Source organism: Herbiconiux sp., from assembly GCF_023264895.1.
In the GTDB taxonomy this organism is placed as follows: domain Bacteria; phylum Actinomycetota; class Actinomycetes; order Actinomycetales; family Microbacteriaceae; genus Herbiconiux.
The window spans coordinates 1-10,101 of the sequence record NZ_JAHFUY010000006.1 but is presented as its reverse complement, the minus strand read 5'-3'; the positions used below and the strand labels follow the sequence as shown (position 1 = coordinate 10,101).

Genomic DNA, 10,101 nt, shown 5'->3' with positions numbered 1-10,101 from the left:
GCGGGTGCCGCGCGCGGCGCGACCAGCCGTGCGCCCTGCGGCCCGGCCGACCGCGCGGCCGAGGTTCTTCGCGGCCGTGGCCACGTCGTCCGGCGCCGTGGCGCCCGTCGACCTGCCCTCCCCGCCCGGCGTGCCGTCAGCCTCCGCGGCGGGCTCGACGATGATCACGGTCGGCGGATTCTCGGTGCGGCTCATGCCGAACACCCTAGAACCGCACCCTGACGATCCGCTCAGCACGGCGATCGGCTCACTCCAGCGAGTCTGAGGCGCAGCTCGTGCACTATGGCCGAGGTTGCGCCGAAACTCGCTGGAGTGAACCGATCGCTCGCGGCTCCGCCGTCCGGCTCCCGTGCACCGGCTCCGGCCGCCGGGAATGCCGCCGTGATAGCGCCGCGATGCGGTAGAAAAGGCACATGAGACGACCGGCCCGACGCCCGCTACTGGTGATCGGCGCGGTCGTGCTCGCGCTGGCCGTGGCGTTCGGCGCCAACGCCCTGTGGCGGTGGGGCGCGGGCGAGCAGGAGGCCGCGACGGATGCCGCGTTCTACGAGCTGCCCGGCGATCTGCCGGCCGGCGAGCCCGGCGAGATCATCCGCAGCGCGAAGATCGAGGGCGCCCCGCTCGGCTCCACCGCCTGGCGGGTGATCTACCACTCCCGCGATCTCGCCGGCGCCGACGTGCCGGTGTCGGGCGTGATCGTGGTTCCGGATGGCCCCGCTCCCGAGGGCGGCCGCAGCATCGTGGCCTGGGCGCATCCCACCACCGGCGCCGCCGCCGCCTGCGCGCCGTCGCTGGCGGTCGATCCGTTCGAGGTCATGGAAGGCGTGCACGAGTTGCTCGACGCCGGGTACGTGGTGACGGCCACCGACTACCAGGGGCTCGGAATCGAGGGCGCCTCGTCGTACCTGCTCGGCATCCCGGAGTCGAACAACGTGCTCGACTCGGCCCGCGCCGCTCGCGCCCTGCCCGGCACCGGCGCCAGTGAGCGGCTGATGCTCTGGGGCCACTCCCAAGGCGGGCAGGCGGCCCTGTTCGCGGCCGAGCGCGCCGCCGCCTACGCTCCCGAGTTCACGCTCGAGGGTGTCGCCGTGGCCGCGCCCGCGGCGAATCTGAACGCGCTGATGTCCGACGACATCATCGACCTCTCGGGCGTGACGATCGCCGCGCTGGCCATCCCCGCCTACGAAGCGGCCTATGCCGACCAGTACTCGAAAGACGAGATCGACGCCATCCTCACGCCGGCCGGCGCCGCCGCCACCCCGCAGATGGCCGAGCTGTGCCTGCTCACGCAGACGAAGGAGCTGCACGCGATCGCCGACCCGCTGATCGGCGGCTACGTCACGAGCGACCCGGCAACCACCGAGCCCTGGCAGACGATGCTTCAGCAGAACAGCGCCGGCAACTCCCCCATCACGGTGCCGGTGTTCGTGGCGCAGGGCCTCGCCGACCGGCTCGTGCACCCCGATGCCACGAAGGGGTACGTGCAGCTGTTGTGCTCACAAGGGACGGATGTGTCGTTCCACGAGCTCCCCGATGTCACGCACGGCCTCATCGCGGAGGCGGCCGTGCCCGAGCTGATGCTCTGGCTCGCTCAGGTCGACACCGCCCACCGCCCCGCCTCCACCTGCTGAGCGCGGCCCGAGCGCCGAGCGCGCCGCGCTACGGCCGGGGCCGCAGTTCGGGCGGCATCGGCCAGGGCAGCACGTACTCGAGCATCGGCACGTCGATCGCGCCGAAGTCGTCTTTCTTCACCCGGATGCGCTCGGTGCTCACCTCGGTGATGCGCACCCGGAGATCCCCGCCCGGCCCCTCCGGACGCATCCAGCCCACGAGCTCGCGGTCGCCGCGACGGTGCTCGATCCAGTCGCTGCGGTCCATGCTCCCGACGCTACGGGGCCGCATCCGCTGGAGCAACCGGATGACGGGCGCGACGAACGAGCAGCGGCTCGCGCCGGGTGCCTCAGCGCTCGGCGACCTGGCCGGACTCGACGTTCCAGTGGCGGTTCAGGCGCACGGTGTCGAGCATCCGCCGGTCGTGGGTGACCAGCAGCAGCGTGCCGGTGTACGACTCGAGGGCCTCTTCGAGCTGCTCGATCGCCACGAGGTCGAGGTGGTTGGTGGGCTCGTCGAGCACGAGCAGGTTCACGCCGCGCGCCTGCAACAGGGCGAGCCCCGCCCGGGTGCGCTCACCCGGCGAGAGTTCACCGAGGGATCGGCTCACGTGATCGGCCTTCAGCCCGAACTTGGCCAGCAGCGTGCGCACCTCGGCGACCGGCCACTCGGCGACCTGCGCCTCGAAACTCTCGGCGAGCGAGGCCTCGCCCGCGCCGGCGAGCACGGCCCGCGCCTGGTCGATCTCGCCGATCGCCACGCTCGTCCCCAGACTCGCCAGGCCCTCCGAGGGCTCCACGCGCCCGAGCAGCAGCCGCAGCAGCGTCGACTTGCCGGCACCGTTGGGCCCGGTGATGCCGATCCGGTCGCCGGCGTCGACCTGCAGCGACACCGGGCCGAGTGTGAACGAACCCTGCCGCACCACGGCACCCGACAGCGTCGACACCACCGACGACGAGCGCGGCGCCGATCCGATGGTGAACTGCAGCTGCCATTCCTTGCGCGGTTCCTCCACCTCGTCGAGGCGCGCGATGCGGCTCTCCATCTGGCGCACCTTCTGAGCCTGCTTCTCGCTGGACTCCGCCGAGGCCTTGCGCCGGATCTTGTCGTTGTCGGGCGCCTTCTTCATCGCGTTGCGCACGCCCTGGCTCGACCACTCCCGCTGGGTGCGGGCCCGCGCCACGAGGTCGGCCTTCTTGTCGGCGAACTCGTCGTACTCCTCCCGCGCGTGCCGCTTGGCCGTGGCGCGCTCCTCGAGAAAGGCGTCGTAGCCGCCGCCGTAGACCCGGTTCGTGCCCTGGGCGAGATCGAGTTCGAGCACCCGGGTGACGCTCGAGGCGAGGAACTCGCGGTCGTGACTCACCAGCACCACGCCGCCCCGGATGCCGCGGATGAAGCCCTCGAGTCGCTCGAGCCCGTCCAGATCGAGGTCGTTGGTGGGTTCGTCGAGCAGCACGATGTCGAAGCGGGAGAGCAGCAGGGCGGCGAGGCCCACGCGCGCGGCCTGCCCACCGGAGAGATCGGTCATCAACGCGTCGGCGGAGAGCGACAGCCCGAGCTCGGCCAGCACGGTCGGCAGGCGCTCGTCGAGGTCGGCGGCCCCGCTGGCGAGCCAGCGATCGAGCGCCGTGGAGTAGACGTCGGCGGGGTCAGGCGCCCCCGGAGCAGGCGGCGCGGTGTCGCCGAGGGCTGCCGCAGCGGCATCCATCTCGGTCGTGGCCTGCGCGGTGCCGGTGCGGCGCCCCAGGTAGTCGGCCACGCTCTCGCCCTCGATCCGCTCGTGCTCCTGCGGAAGCCAGCCGATGAACGCGTCGGCCGGCGCCAGCGACACCGTCCCCTCCTGCGGGGAATCGATGCCGGCCAGGATGCGCAGCAGGGTCGACTTGCCGGCCCCGTTGGCGCCGACCACCCCCACCACGTCGCCCGGCGCGACCACGAGGTCGAGCCCACTGAAGAGGGTGCGGTGGTCGTGGCCTCCGGCCACACCTTTGGCGACGAGCGTTGCGGTCATGCCTCCATGCTCTCGCATCCGGAGCCGCTCCCGTGCCGCGCCCGACCTCGCCCCGGCCCTGGACGGGCCCCCGGCCCTCAGCGCGTGGGCATCCTCAGAGCCAGGCCGGCGCGGGAGGCGCCGCCGAGCCGTCGTCGGCCCGGCGCACCCCGCGAGACGACCGGCCGGTCGCCCAGGCGAGCAGGTCGGCCCGCCGTCCCTGCAGGACGAGCCCGCCGGGCGTGCCGAACACCTCGCCCGTGTCATCCGTCTCCAGCAGCACCGGCTGCTCGCCGCGGTCCGCCCACGCACCGAGCACATCGGCCAGCAGCCGAACGACCACCCGTGCGGGCACGTCGTCCACCCGCGCACCGGCCCGGCCCCGGCCCGGCCCGAGGTCGATCGCGTGCAGCCACACCTCGCGGCTGCGCATCCACACCGTCTCCGAGACCGGCACGTCGCGGCCCCGCGCCGTGCGCACCCGCGCCGTCCAGCGCTCGGGCGGCAGGTCGCGCCAGGCCACGTCGAGCGACACCGCCGCATGATCGGACAGGTGCCGGAGCGCACGGGGAGAGAGCGTCGCGCCCAGCTCGATCTCCTCCGAGCGCTCGGCCGGCGAGGCGTACATCGGCGTCTCGACCCCCGTCTCCGCCCACTCGACGAGCCGGGTCAGGGCCCGCGCGTTGTAGCCGACGTGCGCCGCCACGTGGGCACGGCTCCAGCCGGGCATCCTCGACGGCTCCCCCAGCTCGTCGTTGCGGATCTCGTTCAGAGCCCGGCTGAAGAACGCCTGGCCGAGCCGGGCATCCTGCAGATCGGCCAGCACCGCCGGATCCGTCGCCCGATCGGTGAGGACGGTCATCGTTCGCGGCCGGCCACGAACGTGCGGTCGAAGTTCAGCCGCTCGATCACGGGCGCATCCGAGAACCGGAAGAGGTCGAGCGGTGTCTCGGCCCGGATCTCCCACTGCTCCCACGAGGGCACCACCACGAGGTCGCCGGTGTCGAGCGTCCACTTCTGGTCACCGACCACCATCTCGCCGCGGCCCTCGAACACCTGCCACACCGACGACCCGACCTCGCGCCGGGCGGGCGTGGCCGTGCCCTCACGCAGGCGGTGGAACTCGGCACGCAGCGTCGACATCACGTCGCCGCCGTTGGTCGGGTTGGTGTACCGGATGCCCGCATGCCCCTGTTCGACTGTGGCCGGGAAGCCCTCGGCCTCGAGTTCGAGCTGCGCGGTGAGCGCGCGGTCGGTGTACTCCCAGCGATAGGCGGCGATCGGCGATGTGACGTGCGATTCGAGCCCCGACAGCGGCCGCAGTCCGGGGTTCGCCCAGAGCCGCTCGGCTCGCGACACCGAGGGCGTGGAGTAGTCGGTAACGCGCTCGGTGCCGAACTCGAAGAAGCCCACGTCGAGGTTCTCGGCCAGCGGCACGTCGAGTCCGTCGATCCAGGCCATCGGCTGGTCGGTCTCGTTGTGGTGGCCGTGGAAGTTCCAGCCCGGCGTGAGCAGGAAGTCGCCCCGCCGCATCGCCACCGGGTCGCCGTTCACGACCGTCCAGACGCCCTCGCCCTCCACCACGAAGCGGAAGGCGTTCTGCGCGTGGCGGTGCTCGGGCGCGGTCTCGTGCGGGCCGAGGTACTGGATGGCGGCCCAGATCGTCGGCGTCGCGTAGGGCCGTCCGCCCAGACCCGGGTTGGCCAGCGCGATCGCACGACGCTCGCCGCCGCGCCCGATCGGCACCAGATCGCCCGAGCGGGCCGCGAGGGGCAGCAGGTCGTTCCAGCGCCAGACGAAGGGCACCGATTTCGACCGCGGCACATCCGTGAGCACCTCGCTGGTCTGGGTCCAGAGCGGCGAGAGGTTCTTGGCCTCGAAGTCGGCGTAGAGCTGGGCGAGGGCCGCGCTGTCCTCGGGCTCCATCGCGTTCTGCACGTCGTCCATCGTGTTGTGGTCGGTCATCGGAGGTCCTTAGGTCGGAACGGCATCGTTCGGATCGTCGGCGGGTGCGTCGACGGGCTCAGATCAGCTGGAAGTGAACCCACTTCTGGCCCTCGGCGAGCCCCGCGAGCTGGCGCCCGGCCGACTGCAGGATGATCGGCGACGAGGAGATGTGCTGCGTGCCGCCGTGCACATCGCGGTAGAGCCGCTGGATCACGCCGGGCCGCAATGCCTCGCTGCCGGCACTGCGATACACGAACCCCGCGATCTCGTCGAGCGCCTCGGTGGCGTTGCAGAGTGCGGCGCGGTTGAGGGTCTCGAGCCGCACGGGCATCCGCTCGCCGCCGGCCAGCACGCCCTCGATCTCCTCCCACACGGCGTAGAGCAGGGCGTGCGCCGAGCGCAGCCGCAGCTCGGCGTTGGCGTACTGCTCGTGGAAGCTGGCGTTGTCGCCCCAGGATCCCGCCCGGCCCGACTTCTTCTGCACGCTCTTGGCCAGCTCGTCGAGCAGCCGCCGGCCCACTCCAAGTGCCCAGGCGCCGTGGTTGATGCTCGCGAAGTTGCCGATGCCCACGTGGTAGAGCCAGCCGCCGGTGTTCGGCGACGTGCTGAGCGAGGGATAGCTGAACTCTGTGCGCACGAAGGTGTTGTCCAGCGTGTAGTCGATGCTGCCGGTGGCGCGCAGGCCGAGCACGTCCCAGTTGTCGACGAAATCGACCTGGGCGACGGGAACGATGAAGAAGCGCGTCTCCCCCGTCTTGGTGTCGGCCGCGGCCGTGTGCAGGTGGGTGGCGTGCTTGATGCCCGAGGCGAACGACCACTGGCCGCTCACCAGGTACCCGCCCTCGACAGGCTCGGCGCGGCCGGCGCGCGTGCCCTGGCCGGCGATGCCGAGGCGCGGGGTGGCGAACAGCTCCTGCACGGCGACGGGCTCGAAGAAGGCGCCGGCGAGGCCGGTCGACAAGGCCAGGGCCATGGTGACCCATCCGGTCGACGGATCGGCGTACGAGAGGGTGCGGTAGACGTCCATGGCCTGGCGCGGAGTCATCTCGCTGCCGCCGAGCTCTCGGGGGGTGAGCACCCCGATGGCTCCGCTGTCGTACAGTGCCTGCACGACGGGCTCGGCGATGCGGCCCTCGACGTCGTTCTGGGCTCCGTAGGAGTCGACCAGCTCGTACAGAGCGGCGACGGCGTCGAGGACTTCGCCCGGGCTCGTAGCGCCGGTGCCGGCGGCGAGGGGCCGGTGGGCAAGCTCGGTCATGTGAACTCCAATGTTCGTGGCGAAGGTAGTGGTCCCGACGCTAACCCGGCGGCCCCGAGCGCGACCAGCGATTCCTGATAGGCCTTCTCGGTCGACTGAGAACCATTCGGCATGACCTCGCGCCCGACCTGCTGAGGTGCCTGTCGGTGATCACCGGGAGCGGATGGGTATTGGAGAACGCACGCCCGATCGCGTAGACCGGGAGCATGCAAGCTCTCGTCTGGCGCGGCCCGTACCTCCATGAAGCCGATTCGATCGACGCTCCCGTGCCCGGCCCCGGCGAGGTGCTCGTGCGTGTGGCGGTGGTGGGGATCTGCGGATCCGACCTCACGGCCCACAAGGGACTCATGGGCATCGCGAAGCCGGGCAGCGTGCGCGGGCACGAGTTCGCGGGCACGGTCCAGGCAGTCGGCGTGTCGACCGGGCTTCCGGATGCGGCGGCCAGGCCGGTCGCGGATGCGGCGCTCTCCCCGGGCACGCGGGTCACCGTGAACCCGGTGCTCTCGTGCGGGCACTGCCGCTCGTGCCTCGGCGGACGGCCGAGCGCCTGCGAGGCCATCCAGATCATCGGCGTGCACCGGCCGGGCGCCTTCGCGGAGCTGGTGATTGCACCCGCCGACCACGTGCATCCGATCCCCGACGGCATGGGCTGGGAGACGGCGGCCTCGTGCGAACCGCTCGCGCAGGCGCGGCACGACGTCGCCCGAGCCGCGGAGCTCGGCACGCTCGGCGAGTGCCTGGTGATCGGCAGCGGCTCGATCGGCCTGTGGATCGTGCACGCACTGCGGCTCGAGGGAGCGCTGTCGATCACGGTCGTGGATCCGGATGCCTCGCGCCGCGATGCGGCCCTCGAGGCGGGTGCGGCGGCCTTCCTGCCCTCGGTCGACGACGTTCCGCCGGCGGCGTTCGACACGGTCTTCGATGTGGTGGGGATCGCGGCGACGCGGGGGCCCGCCATCGCCTGTGCGCGTAACGGAGGCACGGTCGTGTCGGTGGGGCTCGCGGCCGACGAGGTGTCGATCCCCTGGTTCGACCTGGTGCGGCGCGAGATCACCGTGCGCGGCGCCAACACCTTCGCGCCCGAGGACTTCGCCGTGGCGCTCGCGTGGCTCGCCGACGGCAGCGTGCCGCCGCCGCCCACGTCACGGCTGCTCCCCCTCGCCGCCGGCGGCGACACGTTCGCCGCTCTCGTCGATCACACCGATCCCTTCACCGGCAAGACCTTCTTCGCCCCCTGAGCCTCGCCCCCTCGGCGAACGGCACGGGGCGGCGGCGGTCAGACGTGGTCGTAGATGGGGGAACGGACGGCGCGGGAGATGTGGCAGTCGAGCAGGAGGGGGCCTCGGGTGCGGTCCCAGGCGGCCAGCGCGGGGGCGAGGTCGCCCGTCTCGGCGATGAGAGCGCCCTGGGCACCCATGCCTATGGCGAGAGCCGCGAGGTCGGCGTAGCCGAAGATCGCCTGCTCGGGTGGGACACCCCAGTCCTTCATGTGCGCGAGCTCCGAGCCGGCGGCTCCGTCGTTCATGCACACCACGAGCAGCGGCACCCGTTCGCGCACGGCCGTCTCGAGGTCGCCGAGGGTGAGGTAGAGGCCGCAGTCGCCGATGAACAGCACCGACTGCGTGCCGGGGTCGGCGACCGCCGAGGCGTAGCTCGCGGCGAGCGAACTGCCGACGGCCCCGAAGTCGGGCATCCAGATCAGCGAGCGCGGCGCCGTGTACGAGAGGTAGAGGACGGGGAACGCGCCGAAGTGCCCGTTGTCGATGAAGACGCGGCGCTCGCGCGGCAGTACCCGCTCGAACTCGATCGCGAGCGCGCGCGGGTCGATCCGGCCGGGCTCGGAACGATCGGCGTCGTCGATGGTCGGCAGCGGGATGGCCGGGAGCGGAAAAGCCGGCAGCGGGATGCGCGAGGCGCCTGCGGCGTCGGAGTCCGGCGCGCTTGCGCGCCCGGCGGCACGGCGGGCGACCTCGTCGGCGAGCGCCGCCGCGGCGGATCGGGCGTCGCCCCGCACCGGCACCGTCACAGCGCCCTCGACGACCGCCGGATCGAGGTCGACGCGCACGATCGTGCGCCCCTGAGTGAACTCCCCCTTGCGGGTCTGGAACAGGTTGAGCGAGGCACCGATCACGACCAGCCCGTCGCTGCCGGCGATGATCCGTTCGGTCTCGCCGATCGAGAATCCGCCGAACGGCCCGATGACCGCCGGATGCTCGCCAAGCACTCCCGAGGCCGGCACCGAGGTCGCGACCCGGGCGCCGAGCAGCTCGGCGAGACGCAGCACCTCCGATGCCGCATCGGCCTCCACCACGCCGCGACCGGCGAGCAGCACCGGAGCGGAGCAGCCCTCGAGTGCATCGACAGCAGCCGAGATCTGGGCGGGGTCGACCGGGGCGGGGTCGACGGCGGTGACCGCCGAGGCGGCATCCGGAGCCTCGAGGGTGGCTAGGTCCGTGGCATCCGGAAGCGGATCGGCCTCGAGCCGGTCCAGACCCGCCGGCATCACGAACACGATGGTGCGCGACTCGGCCCGCGCCCGCTGCGCCGCTGCCCGCAGCACCGCGCCGGCGTCGGCTCCGGATGCGCGCACGCTCTCGATGCCGAGCGGATCGAGCAGCACCTCGGGGGCGAGCGCCTGCACCCCGCCGGCGAAGGGGAAGCGCTGCGGGTCGAGGTTGGATGTGTCGGTGACGATCAGGATCATCGGGGTTCGCCCCCGGCTGGCGGTCAGCAGCGCCGTGATGGTGTTCGTGAAGCCCGGCCCCTGCGTGACGGTGGCCCAGCCGAGCCGACCGGTCGCGCGCGCATAGCCGTCGGCCGCGCCGATCGCTCCGTTCTCATGGCGCAGGTGATGCACCGGCAGACCGTGCTGCACATCCAGATGGTGGATCAGCCACAGGTTGCCGGCGCCCATCAGGGTGAAGAGGTGCTTGCATCCTTCGTCGACCATCACCTGGGCCAGCTGCTCCATGACGGTGGCCGTCACCGCCCCTGCGCTCGCGACCCCCGCGCTCATGCGGAGTGCGGCATGACGAGGTCGAGCAGGTGCCGGCGGAGTCCGAGGAACTCGTCGCTGGCCCGGGTCGCCACCTGCTCGCGGTGGTCGCCGAGCGGCACGTCGACCACTTCGCGCACCCGCGAGGGCGATCCGGAGAGCACCACGATGCGGTCGGAGAGGTAGATCGCCTCGTCGATGTCGTGGGTGACCAGCACCACGGTGATGCCGAGGTCGCGGCGCACCGTGAGGATGAGGTCTTCGAGGTCGAACCGGGTCTGCGCGTCGACGGAGGCGAAG

At 72.1% G+C, this 10,101-nt stretch carries 9 protein-coding genes and 1 pseudogene; 2 read left to right on the top strand and 8 right to left on the bottom strand.

Translation table 11 applies throughout. The annotated features are described in order from the left end of the window. Positions 1-195 (bottom strand): hypothetical protein (locus Q0D57_RS00715; protein ID WP_291036672.1); only part of this gene is annotated, 195 nt, incomplete at its 3' end. A gap of 218 nt (positions 196-413) precedes the next feature. On the opposite strand from Q0D57_RS00715, the gene Q0D57_RS00710 reads away from it, so the two are divergent. Then, the gene (locus Q0D57_RS00710; RefSeq protein WP_291036670.1) at positions 414-1,631 is read left to right on the top strand and encodes a lipase family protein; all 1,218 of its coding nucleotides are present in this window, start codon (positions 414-416) and stop codon (positions 1,629-1,631) included. 28 nt (positions 1,632-1,659) lie between these two features. Here the strand turns inward: Q0D57_RS00710 and Q0D57_RS00705 are convergent, their stop codons facing one another. The 5 genes from Q0D57_RS00705 to Q0D57_RS00685 all read right to left on the bottom strand — a co-directional run bounded on the left by Q0D57_RS00705 (position 1,660) and on the right by Q0D57_RS00685 (position 6,806). Beyond that, a complete protein-coding gene (locus tag Q0D57_RS00705) occupies positions 1,660-1,878 on the bottom strand; it encodes a hypothetical protein (protein ID WP_291036668.1) in 219 nt (72 codons plus the stop codon). Between the two features lie 82 nt (positions 1,879-1,960). Then, positions 1,961-3,622, bottom strand: coding sequence for an ABC-F family ATP-binding cassette domain-containing protein (locus Q0D57_RS00700; RefSeq protein WP_291036666.1), 1,662 nt, complete (start codon positions 3,620-3,622; stop codon positions 1,961-1,963). A gap of 94 nt (positions 3,623-3,716) precedes the next feature. After that, a complete protein-coding gene (locus Q0D57_RS00695) occupies positions 3,717-4,463 on the bottom strand; it encodes a maleylpyruvate isomerase family mycothiol-dependent enzyme (RefSeq protein WP_291036664.1) in 747 nt (248 codons plus the stop codon). Beyond that, positions 4,460-5,566, bottom strand: coding sequence for a cupin domain-containing protein (locus tag Q0D57_RS00690; RefSeq protein ID WP_291036662.1), 1,107 nt, complete (start codon positions 5,564-5,566; stop codon positions 4,460-4,462). The genes Q0D57_RS00695 and Q0D57_RS00690 overlap by 4 nt, the downstream gene beginning before the upstream one ends. A gap of 58 nt (positions 5,567-5,624) precedes the next feature. After that, positions 5,625-6,806: an acyl-CoA dehydrogenase family protein gene (locus Q0D57_RS00685; RefSeq protein ID WP_291036659.1), complete on the bottom strand. Its 1,182-nt coding sequence runs from the start codon at positions 6,804-6,806 to the stop codon at positions 5,625-5,627. Positions 6,807-7,012: 206 nt separating this feature from the next. On the opposite strand from Q0D57_RS00685, the gene Q0D57_RS00680 reads away from it, so the two are divergent. Next, complete coding sequence (locus tag Q0D57_RS00680; protein ID WP_291036657.1) at positions 7,013-8,044, top strand: alcohol dehydrogenase catalytic domain-containing protein; 1,032 nt, start codon at positions 7,013-7,015, stop codon at positions 8,042-8,044. Positions 8,045-8,082: 38 nt separating this feature from the next. Here Q0D57_RS00680 and Q0D57_RS00675 read toward each other — a convergent pair whose 3' ends face one another. Both Q0D57_RS00675 and Q0D57_RS00670 read right to left on the bottom strand, forming a co-directional pair. Then, complete coding sequence (locus Q0D57_RS00675; protein ID WP_291036655.1) at positions 8,083-9,822, bottom strand: thiamine pyrophosphate-binding protein; 1,740 nt, start codon at positions 9,820-9,822, stop codon at positions 8,083-8,085. Further along, positions 9,819-10,101: pseudogene (locus tag Q0D57_RS00670) on the bottom strand (ABC transporter ATP-binding protein); the annotation flags it as partial. The gene Q0D57_RS00675 and the pseudogene Q0D57_RS00670, both read right to left, overlap by 4 nt.